This is a genomic window from Streptomyces sp. SID8374 (assembly GCF_009865135.1).
Classification (GTDB): Bacteria; Actinomycetota; Actinomycetes; order Streptomycetales; family Streptomycetaceae; genus Streptomyces.
The window spans coordinates 1188519-1203956 of the sequence record NZ_WWGH01000001.1; the positions used below are offsets into that span (position 1 = coordinate 1188519).

The 15438-nt window shown below is 71.1% G+C and carries 10 protein-coding genes; 1 reads left to right on the plus strand and 9 read right to left on the minus strand.

Annotation, left to right across the window (positions count from 1 at the left end):
• Window positions 1-34 precede the first annotated feature (34 nt).
• The 6 genes from GTY67_RS05355 to GTY67_RS05380 form a co-directional block, all read right to left on the minus strand.
• Window positions 35-607 carry a hypothetical protein gene (locus tag GTY67_RS05355; RefSeq protein ID WP_343238742.1) on the minus strand — a complete coding sequence of 191 codons (573 nt, stop codon included), beginning with the start codon at window positions 605-607 and terminating at the stop codon, window positions 35-37.
• Window positions 604-1722 (minus strand): ParA family protein, encoded by a 1119-nt coding sequence (locus tag GTY67_RS35275; RefSeq protein WP_018488026.1) that lies wholly within the window; start codon window positions 1720-1722, stop codon window positions 604-606. The genes GTY67_RS05355 and GTY67_RS35275 overlap by 4 nt, the downstream gene beginning before the upstream one ends.
• Before the next feature lie 368 nt (window positions 1723-2090).
• The gene (gene ald / locus GTY67_RS05365; protein WP_093686509.1) at window positions 2091-3206 is read right to left on the minus strand and encodes an alanine dehydrogenase; all 1116 of its coding nucleotides are present in this window, start codon (window positions 3204-3206) and stop codon (window positions 2091-2093) included.
• A 143-nt stretch (window positions 3207-3349) separates the two neighbouring features.
• Window positions 3350-5494, minus strand: coding sequence for a tetratricopeptide repeat protein (locus GTY67_RS05370; RefSeq protein ID WP_161277943.1), 2145 nt, complete (start codon window positions 5492-5494; stop codon window positions 3350-3352).
• Window positions 5495-5694: 200 nt separating this feature from the next.
• A complete protein-coding gene (locus GTY67_RS05375) occupies window positions 5695-6321 on the minus strand; it encodes an NUDIX hydrolase (protein WP_161277944.1) in 627 nt (208 codons plus the stop codon).
• A 90-nt stretch (window positions 6322-6411) separates the two neighbouring features.
• A complete protein-coding gene (locus GTY67_RS05380; RefSeq protein WP_161277945.1) occupies window positions 6412-8067 on the minus strand; it encodes a CTP synthase in 1656 nt (551 codons plus the stop codon).
• Window positions 8068-8507: 440 nt separating this feature from the next.
• Here GTY67_RS05380 and GTY67_RS05385 point away from each other — a divergent pair, with 440 nt between their 5' ends.
• Window positions 8508-10310 carry a glycoside hydrolase family 15 protein gene (locus GTY67_RS05385; RefSeq protein WP_161213663.1) on the plus strand — a complete coding sequence of 601 codons (1803 nt, stop codon included), beginning with the start codon at window positions 8508-8510 and terminating at the stop codon, window positions 10308-10310.
• Window positions 10311-10380: 70 nt separating this feature from the next.
• Here the strand turns inward: GTY67_RS05385 and GTY67_RS05390 are convergent, their stop codons facing one another.
• From GTY67_RS05390 to GTY67_RS05400, 3 genes are read right to left on the minus strand one after another with little or no spacing between them, the layout of a single operon-like run.
• Entirely contained in the window at window positions 10381-12699 is a 2319-nt protein-coding gene (locus GTY67_RS05390; RefSeq protein WP_161277946.1) for an arylsulfatase, read from the minus strand.
• Window positions 12696-14519, minus strand: a complete 1824-nt coding sequence (locus tag GTY67_RS05395; RefSeq protein WP_161277947.1) for a sulfatase — start codon at window positions 14517-14519, stop codon at window positions 12696-12698. The genes GTY67_RS05390 and GTY67_RS05395 overlap by 4 nt, the downstream gene beginning before the upstream one ends.
• Window positions 14516-15349, minus strand: coding sequence for a formylglycine-generating enzyme family protein (locus tag GTY67_RS05400; RefSeq protein WP_161279960.1), 834 nt, complete (start codon window positions 15347-15349; stop codon window positions 14516-14518). Before GTY67_RS05400 ends, GTY67_RS05395 begins: the two co-directional genes overlap by 4 nt.
• Window positions 15350-15438: the final 89 nt, after the last annotated feature.

The window sequence follows — 15438 nt, forward strand, 5'->3', positions numbered from 1 at the left end:
GGTCCCATCCGGCAGGCTACCGGCGCGGCGCCGGTCAGCGGCCGCGCAGCCGCCGTACGAGGATGCTCGCGTCGCCCCGGGACTCCAGGTCGGCGAGGACCACCGCCACCGCCTCACGGACGATGCGGCCGCGGTCGACGGCGAGGCCGTGCTCGCCGCGCAGGACGAGCCGGGCGTGTTCGAGGTCCATCAGCTCCTCGGCGGAGACGTAGACCGTGATCTTCTCGTCGTGGCGCTCGCGTCCGCTGGGGCGCCGGTTGGCACCGCGTCCGCCGCCGCGCCTGCGCTGCTGCTGGACGGCCGGGGACTGCTCCGCCGGGGCCGCGGAGGCCGACCGGTCGCCGGACGACGGGGCGGGGGCGGCAGCGGCGGCCTGGCGGTCGCCCTCACCGCCTCGGCCGCGCGCGTCCTCGGCATCGGCGGAGGCGTGCTCCTCGCGGCCCTCGGCGGGAGCGCCGCCCTGGCCCGAGGGGTCGCTCTCCCCCGCCGGTGCGGGCACCCGTGGCTCGCCGTTCGCCTTGCGTCGCCGGTCCGCCGGGGAGGAGGACTGGAGGCCCATCCCTCCCCCGGTCGTACGGAACAGTTCGTCGGCCCCCGGCAGACTCACTCGGCGTGACACCGGGCGAGCACCTCCCTGGCGAGCTGGCGATAGGCGGCGGCACCGACCGAGTTGGAGGCGTACGTGGTGATGGGCTCACCGGCGACCGTGGTCTCCGGGAAGCGGACCGTGCGCCCGATGACCGTGTGGTAGACGTGCTCGTCGAAGGCCTCGACGACGCGGGCCAGGACCTCGCGGCTGTGCACCGTACGGGAGTCGTACATGGTGGCGAGGATGCCGTCGAGTTCCAGCTCGGGGTTGAGCCGCTCCTGGACCTTCTCGATGGTCTCGGTGAGCAGCGCCACCCCGCGCAGCGCGAAGAACTCGCACTCCAGCGGCACTATGACCTTGTGAGCGGCCGTCAGTGCGTTCACGGTGAGCAGGCCGAGCGAGGGCTGACAGTCGATCACGATGTAGTCGTAGTCGGCCATCAGCGGCTTCAGGGCGCGCTGGAGCGTGGACTCGCGGGCCACCTCGCTGACGAGCTGCACCTCGGCGGCCGAGAGGTCGATGTTGCTCGGCAGCAGGTCCATGTTGGGGACGGCGGTCTTCAGCAGGACCTCGTCGGCCGCCATGCCCCGCTCCATGAGCAGGTTGTAGACGGTCAGGTCGAGTTCCATCGGGTTGACCCCGAGGCCGACCGAGAGGGCGCCCTGCGGGTCGAAGTCGACGAGGAGGACGCGGCGTCCGTACTCGGCGAGCGCGGCACCCAGGTTGATGGTCGACGTGGTCTTGCCGACGCCGCCCTTCTGGTTGCACATCGCGATGATCTTCGCGGGGCCGTGGTCGGTCAGGGGGCCCGGGATCGGGAAGTACGGCAGGGGCCGTCCGGTCGGGCCGATGCGCTCGCGGCGCTGGCGCGCGGCGTCGGGCGCGAGCGTGGCCGCGTACTCCGGATCGGGCTCGTACTCGGCGTCGGGGTCGTAGAAGTGCCCCTCGGGCACCTCGGCGAAGTCGGCGAAGCGGTCGGTGTTCCGGCCACTCTCGTTGCCGGCCGTGGCGTTCACGTGTAGGCCGTCCATCATCTGGGGGGCTGTCGTCATGTGCTGTTGGGTGGCGAAGGTGCGGACAGCGACGGAGCCGACAGCTTCGAGCCCGATCGGGCTCAGACCCCGTGCAGGCATCCCTGGTTGACCACCCCCGGGAGTAATTGTCGACTCATTCACAAGTCGTCTTACCTCCTTGGACGTGACCAGGAAACTTATCGATAGGTCAGCGTGGCACCATGCCGACGATTGGCGACTCTATGGCGTGTCACCGGTCCGCAGCAACACAATCCGCCGGACCCGGCCCGATGTGTCGGCAATCGAACACCTCGATGTCAAGGGTGCACAGCGACCAAGCCGCACATTTCGCCGCTGCACGAAACGGGTAAAGGGTTACGTTCGAGGCGAGTTGCACAAGGGCCTCACAGGGCCCGATACACCTCCGGCCGGACCTTGCTCGGCAAGGTCCGGCCGGACGCGCGATGTTGACGGGAGGTGTTGACCCGTCAGCCGAGCAGCGTGCTCAACTCGACGTGCGGGAGGCCGTGCGCCTCGGCCACCTCGCGGTAAACGACCTGGCCCTCATGGGTGTTGAGGCCCTTGGCCAGCGCGGCGTCGCGACGCAGGGCGTCGGCCCAGCCGCGGTTCGCCAGCTCCACGATGTACGGCAGCGTGGCGTTGGTGAGCGCGTACGTGGAGGTGTTCGGGACCGCGCCGGGCATGTTGGCGACGCAGTAGAAGACCGATTCGTGGACCTGGAAGGTCGGCTCGGCGTGGGTGGTCGGGTGCGAGTCCTCGAAGCAGCCGCCCTGGTCGATCGCAATGTCGACAAGTACACTTCCGGGCTTCATCTTGGCGACGAGCTCGTTGGTGACCAGCTTCGGGGCCTTGGCTCCGGGGATCAGCACGGCGCCGATGACGAGGTCGGCCTCGACGACGGCCTTCTCCAGCTCGAAGGCGTTGGAGACGACGGTCTGCACCTTGGTGCCGAAGATCTTGTCGGCCTCGCGCAGCTTGTTGATGTCGCGGTCCAGCAGCGTGACGTGGAAGCCGAGGCCCACGGCGATCTGCGTGGCGTTCCAGCCGGAGACACCGCCGCCGATGACGACGGCGCGGCCGGCGTGGGTGCCGGGGACGCCGCCGGGGAGGACACCGCGGCCGCCGACCGAGCGCATCAGGTGGTACGCGCCGACCTGCGGGGCGAGACGGCCCGCGACCTCGGACATCGGGGCGAGCAGCGGGAGCGCGCGGTTCGCGGTCTCGACCGTCTCGTAGGCGATGGCGGTGGTGCCGGAGGCCAGCAGTGCGTCGGTGCACTCGCGGGAGGCGGCGAGGTGCAGGTAGGTGAAGAGGGTCTGGTCCTTGCGGAGGCGGTGGTACTCCTCGGCGACCGGCTCCTTGACCTTGAGCAGCAGGTCGGCGGTGGCCCAGACCTCGTCGGCGGTGTCCAGGATCTGCGCGCCGGCGGCGACGTACTCCTGGTCCGGGATGGACGAGCCGAGGCCGGCGTCCTTCTCGATGACGACCTGGTGGCCGTGGCGGACGAGCTCATGCACTCCGGCGGGGGTGATCGCCACCCGGAACTCGTTGTTCTTGACTTCGCGGGGGATGCCGACCTTCACGTCGATCACGGTCCTTGGCTCGGAGGGTAATCCGGGCACGACAGAACAGACCCGGACATATACAGCATAAATGGAGACGCCACGGAGGAACGCGGCAGAGCCAGTCTAATGAAGGACTTCGCGCTGTCTAGCCTTACAAAGCATTAACTTTCTGTCGAAGCACTGCGGATTTCGTAGGCAGAACCCTCCTCGCCCAGCAATCTGTCGGCAGCCGCCCGGTGCAGCCGGGCCGCCGCCGGGTCGCCGAGCCGGTCCAGGGTGTCGGCCAGCCGCAGCTGGAGCGCCGCCTGAAGCCGCACGTCATCGGCGCGACGGGCCAGCTCGGCCGCCTCCCGGCAGGTGTGCAGCGCCTCCTGCGGCCGCCCCGCGTACTCCTGCACCCGGGCCGCCTCGCTGAGCGCCCGCGCCTGGGCCGCCAGGTCGCCGAGCCTGCGGTGGCCCGCCGCGGCGGCCCGCCAGTTCCGCAGGGCCTCGCCGTAGCGCCCGGCGTAGCTGTGGACGGCGCCGAGCCGTCCGTAGAGACGTGCCTCGTCCGCCCGCTCCCCCTGGGTGAGGCGCTGGGCGAGCGCGCGGCCGTACCAGTCGGAGGCCCGGTGGTAGTCGCCCAGCTCGGCGTACGTACTGCCTACGGATTCCATCGCGCGGCCCGTCGCGTACAGATCAGCGGCGGCCCGTCCGGCGTCCAGCGCGGCCCGGTAGCGGGTCAGGGCGTCCCGGGTGCGGCCGGTGCGGGCGTCCAGGTCGGCGAGGTTGAGCAGGGCCGCCGCCTGCTCGCGGGGCAGGTTGCGGCGTTCGGCCACGTCCAGGACCAGGCCGTGCAGCCCGTACAGCTCGGGGGCGGCGGCCTCGGTGCCCCGGTGCACCGCCAGCGCCCGCACCAGGGAGGCGACGAGGCGGCGGGCCAGGGTGTCCAGCTCGCCGTCGGCCACCGCCAGCCGGGCCGAGGCGAGCAGGGCGGGCTGGCGCAGCAGGAGCCAGACGCCCGCCTCCTCGGCGCTGGGGAAGCGCAGGGAGCGGGGCAGCCCGGCGAGCTTGCGGTGGGCGGTGGAGCCTTCCGGTTCGGTGACCGCGCGGCAGGCCTGGAGCCTCCGTACGGTCCGCTCCAGCATCCGGGCGCGGGCGAGCTGGATCTCGGCGGGCCGGTCCCGGTCCTCCAGGAGGGCGCGCAGCATCGGGGCGAGGCAGCCGGGCACCCCGTACTGCGGGTGCGCGGCGCCGTCGGTCCGCAGCAGCCCGAGCCGTACGAAGTCGTCCAGGGTCTTCTCGGCGGCCGAGACCGAGCAGCCGGCCAGCGCGGAGGCGGTGTGGGCGTCGGCGAGCCCGGCGGGGGCGAGGGCGAGCAGGCGCAGTATCCGGGCGGCGGCCGACGGCAGGGAGTCGTGGACGAGCCGGAAGGCGCGGGCCAGCGGACGCGCGCCGGTGGGCTGCTGGTCACCGGCGTCGGGGAGTTCGTGGAGCTGCTTGGTGACGTCGGCGACGGAGGCCATGGGGTGGGCGGCGAGCCAGCCGCCGATCAGGGCGAGCGCGGCGGGCTGTCCCCCGCACTCCTCGGCCAGGGTCTCGGCGGTGCGCGGGTCGACGGTGATGCGGACCTGGCCGATGGCGCGGGCCAGCTGCTGGACGGCGGCGCCCGCCTCCAGCCCGCCGATGGTGCAGGGCCGCACGTCCGGGATTCCGGTCAGCGGGCCGGTGGCGGTGGCGACGACCAGGCAGTCCGGGTTCTCCGGGAGCAGCGGGTCGACCTGTTCGGCGTCGGCCGCGTCGTCGAGGAGCAGGACGACACGGCGTACGGCGAGGGCCTCGCGGACCATCTCGGAGAGTTCGTCCTGGTCGGCGCCGGGCGGGACGGCGACGCCGAGCAGCCCGAGGATCTCGCCCGCGGTGCGTTCGGTGGGGGCGGGTTCGCCGCCGGGTTCGGTGAGGCCGACCCGGAGCACCCCGTCGGGGTAGTCGCCGGAGCCCGTACCGGGAACGGCCCAGGGCAGCGCGCCCGTTCCGGTTTCGGGTCCCGAGGCGTCGGCGGGGGCCGTGCCCGTACCGGTGAGGGCGCCCGCGAGTTCGGCGGCGAGGGCGCTGCGGCCGGAGCCGGGGCGGCCCGCGATGAGGAGGACCCGGGCGCGGGGGGTCTTGCGCCCGGCCAGGGTGTCCAGGCCCGCGCGTTCGATGTCCGCCCGCAGGGCCTTCAACTCCCGTTCCCGGCCGAAGAATCGGGGCGGGGCGGCGCCGGACGGCTCCTCGGTCCCCGCGGTCCCGGCCGGGCCGCTGGTGTCCACCGCCTGATCGGTCACGGGCCACGCTCCACTTCGCTCCACGCGGTGCCCGCCGGAACTCCGGCGGGGCCTTTCGAGCGTAGTTCAGCGGTGGTGTGGATCACTGCGGAGCGGGGCGGAGCCCGGGAGAACATCCCCCGATCGGATCAGCATTTCTTACGATCGCCATTTCTTACGACCGTCCGACCGGAGGGGGGACCGAGGAAGCAGACGAGCCGTCAGACCTCGAACGGGCGGGCCGGCCAGGGCGCCTCGGCGGGGCGGAGCGAGTCGACGCCGTCGCCCGCGCGGACGGCGGTGAGCGCGAGCACCCCGACGACCAGGCAGTTGTTGTGCAGGTCCCCCGCGATCACCGAACGCACCAGCTCGGGCAGCGGGATACGGGCCTGCTCCATGTCGGCCTCCTCCTCGGAGACCGCGAACCGCTCGCCCTCCGCGTCGGAGAGGCCCCGGGCGAGGAAGATCCGTACGGCCTCGTCGCAGCCGCCGGGCGTGGTGTAGACGTCGGTCAGCACCCGCCACTCCTCGGCCTTGACGTGCGCCTCCTCGTACAGCTCGCGCTGGGCGGCATGCAGGGGGTTCTCGCCGGGGATGTCCAGCAGCCCGGCGGGGATCTCCCAGAGCCGCTGGCGGACCGGGTGGCGGTACTGGCGTACGACGAGCACCTGGTCGTCCTCGTCGATCGCGAGGACCGCGACGGAGCCGGGGTGCACCTGGTAGTCACGGCCGTGGACGGTGCCGTCGGGCATGACCACCTGGTCGGTGCGGACGCTGGTCTTGTTGCCGGTGAAGGGGGTGGTGGTCGCGGTGACCTGCCACTCCTCGGGCCTGTCCTGGATACCCACTGCGTCCTCCCACGTACCACGTACAAAACGAGAAACCGGGGCACGCATCCGTCAAGGATCCGTACCCCGGTCAACCGTAATGCCTCGGGACTACTCGCCCGCGCCGACCTTGCGCGCGACGGCCGCCTTCACCAGACCGGCGAAGAGCGGGTGCGGGCGGGTCGGGCGGGAGCGCAGCTCGGGGTGGGCCTGGGTGGCGACCAGGTAGGGGTGGACCTCGCGCGGGTACTCGACGTACTCGACGAGCTTGTTGTCCGGGGAGGTGCCGGAGAAGACCAGACCGGCCTTCTTCTCCAGCTCACCGCGGTAGGCGTTGTTGACCTCGTAGCGGTGGCGGTGGCGCTCCTCGACGTAGGGCTCACCGGCGTACGCCTCGCGCACGAGGGAGCCCTCGGCGAGCTTGGCCGGGTAGAGGCCGAGCCGCATGGTGCCGCCGAGGTCGCCCGCGCCCTCGACGTAGGCGAGCTGCTCCTCCATGGTCGAGATGACCGGGTGGGAGGTGGCGGCGTCGAACTCGGTGGAGTTGGCGTCGGGGATCTCGGCCAGCGAGCGGGCCGCCTCGATCACGATGCACTGGAGGCCCAGGCAGAGGCCCAGGAGCGGGACCTTGTTCTCGCGGGCGTAGCGGATGGCGCCGACCTTGCCGTCGACACCGCGCTCGCCGAAGCCGCCGGGGATGCAGATCGCGTCGACGTCGCCCAGGTGCTCGGCGGCACCGGCGGCGGTGCGGCAGTCGTCGGAGGTGACCCACTTGATGGTGACCCGGGCCTTGTTGGCGAAGCCGCCGGCGCGGATGGCCTCGATGACCGAGAGGTAGGCGTCGGGCAGGTCGATGTACTTGCCGACCAGGGCGACGGTGACCTCGTGGCCGGGGTTGTGGACGCGGTCCAGCAGGTCGTCCCAGGTGGTCCAGTCGACGTCCCGGAAGGGCAGGTCCAGCTTGCGGACGACGTAGGCGTCCAGGCCCTCGGTGTGCAGCACCTTGGGGATGTCGTAGATCGACTTGGCGTCGATCGCGGCGACCACCGCGGCCTCGTCGACGTCGCACATCAGCGAGATCTTGCGCTTGATGGAGGTCGGGACCTCACGGTCGGCGCGGAGCACGATCGCATCCGGCTGAATACCGATGTTGCGCAGGGCGGCGACCGAGTGCTGGGTCGGCTTGGTCTTCAGCTCGCCGGAGGGGCCGATGTAGGGCAGCAGCGAGATGTGCACGACGAAGACGTTGTCCCGGCCGACCTCGTGGCGGACCTGGCGGACGGTCTCCAGGAACGGCAGCGACTCGATGTCGCCGACCGTGCCGCCGACCTCGGTGATGACGACGTCCACGTCGTCGGTGGCCATGCGGCGGATGCGGTGCTTGATCTCGTTGGTGATGTGCGGGATGACCTGGACGGTGTCGCCCAGATACTCGCCGCGCCGCTCCTTGGCGATGACCTGCGAGTAGACCTGGCCGGTCGTCACGTTGGCGGAGCCGTCGAGGTCCACGTCGAGGAAGCGCTCGTAGTGGCCGATGTCCAGGTCGGTCTCGGCGCCGTCGTTGGTGACGAACACCTCACCGTGCTGGAAGGGGTTCATCGTGCCGGGGTCGACGTTGAGGTAGGGGTCGAGCTTCTGCATGGTGACCCGCAGGCCACGTGCCTTGAGCAGGGCACCCAGGCTGGAGGCAGTCAGACCCTTGCCGAGGGAGGAGGCGACACCCCCGGTGACGAAGATGTGCTTGGTCGTCGTGGATGTGGGCTGCATAGCCAAAGGGGGCTCCCGTGGTCGCGGTTGTGAGGTGCGTACCGGCCGCCGAACCGGGGATTCCGGGGGCGCCGTCGCTGCGGTTCGGGGGCCTCGTCCGCTGTCGCGAACGACCACCGGTCCACGGGCTACCAGGGTAACAGCGACGGGGGGAGGCTGCTTCCGGCCACACCCTGCACAGGGGCGTCACACCATCACCCCAGTCGTTTCACGTCCCACCCGATCAGCTCAGAGATGTTGCGGGGACCGTCGCGCGGATCTTCGTACCGCGTCGTATCCTGCTCGGACACTCGCTGCCGAGACGGCCGGGCGGCGGCACCGTTTGGCCCGCTACCGGTACAGGAACTCGTCGGTTCCTCCAGGGTGAAAGACCCTATGACCCCCTAGACCCCAGTAAGCGCCCCGGACGGGGCGACATGGCCGTTCGACTGGAGACGCACGTGGCCGGGCGCATCGAGGATTACGCACTCATCGGAGACATGCAGACCGCTGCCCTGGTCTGCCGGGACGGCACGGCGGACTGGCTGTGCCTTCCCCGCTTCGATTCCCATGCCGTCTTCGCGGGACTGCTGGGCACCGAGGAGCACGGCTTCTGGCGTCTGGGTCCCGCGAGGCCGGAAGGGGCCGAGCCGCTCACCGCGGACCGGCGCCGCTATCGCGGTGACTCCCTCATCCTGGAATCGGAGTGGGACACACCGCGCGGCACCGTACGGGTGACCGATTTCATGCCACCGCGAGACGGGGCACCGCAGCTCATCCGGATCGTGGAGGGCGTCAGCGGCCGGGTGCCGATGCGCTCGGAGCTGCGCATGCGGTTCAGCTACGGCCGGGTGACGCCGTGGGTGCACAAGGTGGACAGCCGTACGGTCGCCGTCGCCGGGCCGGACTCGGTCTGGCTGGACACCGAGGCGGACACCTACGGCAAGAACCTGACCACCTACTCCGACTTCACCGTCGGCCCCGGCGACCGGGTGGCCTTCACGATCAGCTGGCAGCCCTCGCACCGCGAGCCGCCCGCGCTTCCCGACCCGGAGGGGTCGCTGGAGGCGACGGAGCTGTTCTGGCGCGAATGGGTCGATCAGTGTACGTACCACGGGCCCTACCGGGAGGCGGTCGTCCGCTCCCTGATTACGCTCAAGGCCCTCACGTACGCCCCGACCGGCGGCATCGTCGCGGCCCCGACCACCTCGCTCCCCGAGGAGATCGGGGGCGTACGGAACTGGGACTACCGCTACACCTGGCTGCGGGACGCCGCGATCACCCTCTCCTCGCTGCTGCGCACCGGCTACCGCGAAGAGGCCCGCGCCTGGCGTGAGTGGCTGCTGCGGGCGGTTGCGGGCGACCCGGAGAACCTCCAGATCATGTACGGCATCGCCGGCGAGCGCGAGCTCGGCGAGGCGGAGCTGGACTGGCTGCCCGGTTACGAGAACTCCGGCCCGGTCCGCGTCGGCAACGGCGCCGCCAACCAGCTCCAGCTGGACGTGTACGGCGAGGTCACCGAGGCGCTGCACCTGGCGCACATGACCGGCCTGACCCGCAACGACTACGCGATGGGCCTCCAGCTCAAGCTGATCGAGTATCTGGAGAAGCACTGGGAGGAGCCGGACGAGGGCATCTGGGAGGTGCGGGGTCCGCGCCGCCACTTCGTGCACTCCAAGGTGATGGCGTGGGTAGCGGTCGACCGGACGATCAAGCTGGTCGAGTCCGGGGACGTCGAAGGCCCGCTGGAGCGGTGGTACGAGCTCCGCGACGACATCCACCGGGACGTCTGCGAGCGCGGCTACGACAAGGAGCGCAACACCTTCACCCAGTCCTACGGGTCGAAGGAGCTGGACGCCTCCCTGCTGCTCATCCCGCAGATGGGCTTCCTGCCGCCGGACGACAAGCGGGTCATCGGCACGATCGAGGCGATCCAGCGGGAGCTGTCCACGGAGGACGGCTTCATCCTGCGCTACCCCACCGAGGGCGACGAGGCGGGCGTCGACGGTCTGGCGGGCGACGAGGGCGCGTTCCTGGCCTGCTCGTTCTGGATGGCCGACGACCTCGCGATGATCGGCCGGGTCGACGAGGCGCGCCAGCTGTTCGAGAAGCTGCTGGCGCTCCGCAACGACCTGGGCCTGCTGGCCGAGGAGTGGGACTCCAACCTCCAGCGCCAGGTGGGCAACTTCCCGCAGGCGTTCAGCCACGTCCCGCTGATCGACACGGCGCTGCGGCTGACGGCGAGCGGGGCGTACGTGGGCTGAGGCCCGGTCCGTCCTGACGGTGGCCGCCCCCGGTTTCCTCGGGGGCGGCCACCGTGCGTTGCGGGCTGTCTCACTCGAAGGCCGCTGCCGCCTGCTTGAGTGCGGCGGCGACCGCTTCCGGTGAGTCGGGGCCCGGTTCGCCGGGGGTGTAGGTCACCGAGCGCAGGACGCCGCCGTAGCGGAACGAGCGGTGGCGTTCGAACAGCGGCCAGGAGACCGGGGACTTGCGGTCGATGCCGACGCTGATGCCCTGGAACGGGGCCATGCCGATGAGCTGGTGGACGCTGGGCGGGGTGGCCCGCGCCTCGCCGTCGACGCTGACCGTGAACGACCAGCGCAGCCCCTTCTCGGCCGTGGCGGCGAGGACGATGACGTGCTCACCCCGCGTGAGCGGGCCCGCGTCGGTCTCGTGGAGGACGCCGTACTCGTTGTACGCGAGGTGCAGTCGCCCGTCCTCGACGTACAGGCTGTAGCCGCCGCCCTGGTCGCCGTGGGAGACGAGCACCCCCTCCCCCGTCTCGTCGACGGCGACGGTGATCTCGAAGGAGCGCAGGGAGACCAGCCGGGAGGAGCGGTAGCGCTCCAGCTCGGGTGTGCCGGGCAGCAGGGTCAGGGGGCGGGTCAGGCGTTGTTCGGCGGGGTTGCGGCGAGCGAGGGCGCCGCTGCCGTCGGGGAGCGGGAAGACCCCGTTGCGCCAGGCGGCCGCCTCCCAGGCCTCGGACAACTCCTTGACCAGGTCGGGGCGTTCGGCAGCGAGGTCGTGGATCTCGGTGGGGTCGGTGCGGATGTCGTAGAGCGCCCACTCGGAGTCGTCGTAGGGGGTGCCCGGGCGGTGGAGGGTGACGAGCTTGTGGCCGTCGCGGTAGTAGCTGCGGTTGCCGGTCATCTCGCAATACTGCTCGGGGTGGGTGGAGGCGTGGTCGGGGTCGGCGAGTACGGGGGTGAAGCTGATGCCGTCCGGCTCCTGGAGGGTGGTCCCGCGCCGCTCGGCCGGGCGCTCCAGGCCGGCCAGCCGGAGCAGGGTGGGGGCGATGTCGGTGACGTACTGGTACTGGGTGCGCACCCCGGGGGTGAGAAGCCCTTCGCGGGCGCCCCTGGGCCAGGACAGGACGAACGGGACGCGGACCCCGCCGGCGTACGTGTGGCCCTTGTAGAGCCGGAAGGGGGTGTTGGAGGCCATGCCCCAGCCGCGCGGGTAGTGGACCAGGCTGCGCGGGCCGCCGATGAGTTCTGGGTCGCGGTCGACGTCGGGGGTCCAGTCGCCGGGGAGGGCGGGGTGGTGGACGAAGCGGCTGAAGTAGGAGCGGGTGCCTTCGAGGCCGCCTTCGCCGGTGCCGCCGTTGTCGGAGGTGAAGACGATGATGGTGTTGTCGAGTTCGCCGAGCGCTTCGAGGGTGTCGGTGAGCCGGGCCAGATTCTGGTCGATGTTGTCGACGAGCGCCGCGTACACCTCCATGTACCGGGCGTAGAGCCTCTGTTGCTCCTGGTCAAGGCTGTCCCAGGCGGGGACGTCGAGTCCGGCCTCGCTGTTGCGGTCGGGCAGTTCGGTGCCGGGCGGGAGGAGGCCTGCGGCGAGCTGGGCGGCGAAGCGGCGCTCGCGCAGGACGTCCCAGCCGTCGTCGTAGCGGCCCTGGTGGCGGGCGATGTCCTCGGCCTTGGCCTGCAACGGGCCGTGGACGGCGTTGTGGGCGAGATAGAGGAAGAACGGCTTGTCGGGGTCGTGGGCGCGAAGCGACTTCACCATGGAGATCGCCTGGTCGGTGATGTCGTCGGTGTAGTAGTAGTCGTCCGCGAACTCGTCGATGTCCAGCGGGCTGTTGTCGCGGACCAGTTGGTGCGGGTGGAAGAGGCTGGTGAGGCCTTCGAGGACGCCGTAATACTGGTCGAAGCCCTTGTTCAGCGGCCAGTTGTCCCGGTCGTCGGCGGCGTTGGAGGCGGAGTCGCGGACCAGGTGCCACTTGCCGACGGCGTAGGTGGCGTAACCCGTGTCGTGGAGCAGTTCGGCGAGGGTGGGGATGTCTTCGGCGATCTCCATGCCGTAACCGGGAAAGCCCGGGTCGGAGTTGGCGACCATGGAGTAGCCGACGCGGTGCGGGTTGAGGCCGGTGAGCAGGGCCGCTCGGGCCGGGGAGCAGAGCGGCATGGTGTGGTAGTTGGAGAGCCGGACGCCCTGGTCGGCCAGCGTGTCGAGGGTCGGCGTGGCGATCTCGGAGCCGAACGGGCCGATGTCGCTGTACCCCATGTCGTCGACGAGGACGACCACGATGTTGGGCGCCTTCTCGCCGGGCTTCCGGCGCTGCGGCCAGGACGGCTCGGACTCGGCGAAGGTGCGGCCGATCCGGCCGGGGAAGCCGTCGTAGGGGTCACGGCGGGTGGGGTCGGTGGTCATCGGCTGGGCTCTCCGTCATGGCTGGGGCGGTGGTCTGGTGCGGGGAACAGGCGGGCCAGTTCGTCGGCGAGCGCCGTGAGTTGTGCGCGTCCGGGGTGGCCGGTGAAGGCGGCGATCTGGAGCAGGGTGGAGCCGCCCCGGACGGTGAGCAGCTCGGTGTCGAGGAGGCCGGGGACGATCCGGCGGACCGCGTCGGCGGCTGCCGGTTCGGCCAGGAGTTCCGCCAGTGGGGTACGGAGGTTGAGCGCGCCCTCGGTGAACTCGTCGGATCGTGCGGCTGGTTGGCGTCCCGCCTCGGACCGCTCGCGCTGGGCGTCGACCAGCAGGTGGGTTTCGGTGATGTCCTCGGGGTCGTACGGGAGTCCGAGGCGGGTGTACTGATCGGCGGGGGCGTCGTTGGCGCGCAGGCGTTCCACCAGGAGCCGGGCCATCCGCGACTCGACGGCGGTGTCGCTGATCGGCTTCTCCTGGAGCGGGTCGGCCGCCAGGTCGAAGAGGAGCGTGCCGAAGCGCTGCGGGCCCAGGAGGGGTGAGGGATGGGCGGGGATACGGAGGGTGGGCACGCCCTTGGTGAAGGGGAACGGGTCGGCCAGGGTGAGCCCGGTCAGCTCCTCGGGGGTGAAGCGGCCCCGGATGCGGGTGGGCATCAGCGTGTGCTCGTACAGCGGCTGGTTGGTGTCGTCGTGGCAGGCCCGCATGTAGACGTACCGGCCGTCGGTGATGTTGACGTGGCCGCCGAACATGCCGAAAAGGGCTGATTCGCGCGGCTGTTGAGCATCGGTGGTCTCGCTCAACGGGCGGCCCTGCATGTCCGGCGGGAGTTCCGCGCCGAAGAAGTCCAGCAGGGTCGGGGCCAGGTCGATGGTCTGCACGAGCGCCGCGTCCCGGGTCCCGGCGCGGTCGGGGCGGCGCGGGTCGTGGACGAAGAGCGGGGTGTGGACCAGCTCGTTGTACCAGGGCGTGACGACCTTGGCCCACCACCCCTTCTCGCCCAGCAGATAGCCGTGGTCGGTGCAGACGATCAGCAGCGTGTCGTCCCACAGCCCGTGCTCGTCCATCGCGTCGAGGACCCGGCCGAGGGAGTGGTCGCACATGGAGAGCAGCGCCGCGTACTCGTAACGGGCGTGCTGCTCCTGCTCCTTGGTCTCGGTGACCCGGTTGTAGTCGGGCCAGTCGAAGTGCGGTCCTTCGTAATCGTGCGGGTAGAGCTCCTTGTAGTGGTCCTGGGTGAAGAAGGGTTCGTGCGGGTCGAACGTCTCGATCTGGACGAACCAGTTGTCCTCGGTGTGGTTCGTCCGCAGGAACTCCAGACCGGCGTCGAAGGTGAGGGTCTGCGGCTGCTTCGCCTCGGTGTCCAGGTACTGCCGGTTGACCCAGTCCTGGCGCCAGAGGTCGTTGCGGGTGGCGCGGGGGCTGTCGGGGATCGCCGGGTCGGCGACCTGCCCCTTCCAGGCGTCGCCCTCCTGCCCCCGGAAGAACTCCCAGGAGTTGTAGCGCCCGTGGTAGGTCGCCCCGCCGTCCTCCCAGTAGTGCTGGTGGTCGCTGACGAGGTGGGTGTAGACGCCGTGCCGCTTCAGGATCTCGGGCATCGAGTCGTCGAAGGGCTCCAGCGGGCCCCAGCCCCGGTGCAGGAAGTTGTGGCGCCCGGTGTGGAGTTCGCGACGGGCCGGCATGCAGGGCATGGACCCCGCGTAACAGGTGTCGTAGGTGACCGTACGGTCCGCCAGGCGGCGGAAGTTGGGGGCGTGGGTCCAGTCGGCACCGTACGGGGGCAGCAGGTGCCGGTTGAGGCTGTCGAACATGACCATGACGGCCTTCACGCGGTGTTCCGTCCTTCCGCGGCGTCGTCCGGCTCCAGGTCGCGGGCGCGGCGGAAGCCGCCGTGGCCGGTCGAGGAGTCGGGGGTGTTGTGGGAGCGGGCGGCGACCCGGTAGCGGTTGCAGTACGAGGCGTGGCAGAGGTAGGAGCCGCCTCTGATGACGCGTTCGCCGGGCCCGAAGGCGTCGGCGCACCACTCCCAGACGTTGCCGGAGGTGTTGTGGAGCCCGTAGCCGTTCGGTTCGTACGCGGTGACGGGCACAGTGCCCGTACGCCCGCCGGGGCGGTCCGAACGGTGCGGGAAGCGGCCGAGCCAGGTGTTGCACATCTCCCGGCCGCCGGGGGTGAAGTCGTCGCCCCACGGATAGCGGGCCCCTTCCAGGCCGCCGCGTGCCGCGTACTCCCACTCCGCCTCGGTGGGCAGCCGGGTCCCGGTCCAGTCGCAGTAGGCGAGGGCGTCACCGTACGAGATGTGGACGACCGGGTGGTCCGCACGGTCCGCGACGTCCGAGCCCGGCCCTTCCGGCGCCGCCCAGGACGCGCCGGTGACGCCGAGCCACCAGGGGGCGCCGGGCACCCGGCCGAGGACGTGGCGCTCGGCGGCCTCGGGGTGGAGCAGGAGGTGGAAGACGTAACTGCTGCCGTAGCGCTCGGCGTCGGTGCGGTAGCCGGTGGCCTCCGCGAAGGCCGCCCACGCGGCGTTGGTGACGGCGGTGGTGTCGATGGCGAAGGGGGCCACGGTGACGTCCCGGACCGGCCCCTCCCGGTCGGCGAGACAGCCCTCGTCGAAGGCGTCGCCCATCGTGAAGGTGCCGCCGGGGAGTTCGGCCATCGTCGCCGTGGTGGTTCGCGCCGCCGGCCGGCGTACGGCCGGAAGGGGCAGGACCGCCGTGGACGCTCCCGTACAGGCGCGTCCCGGGG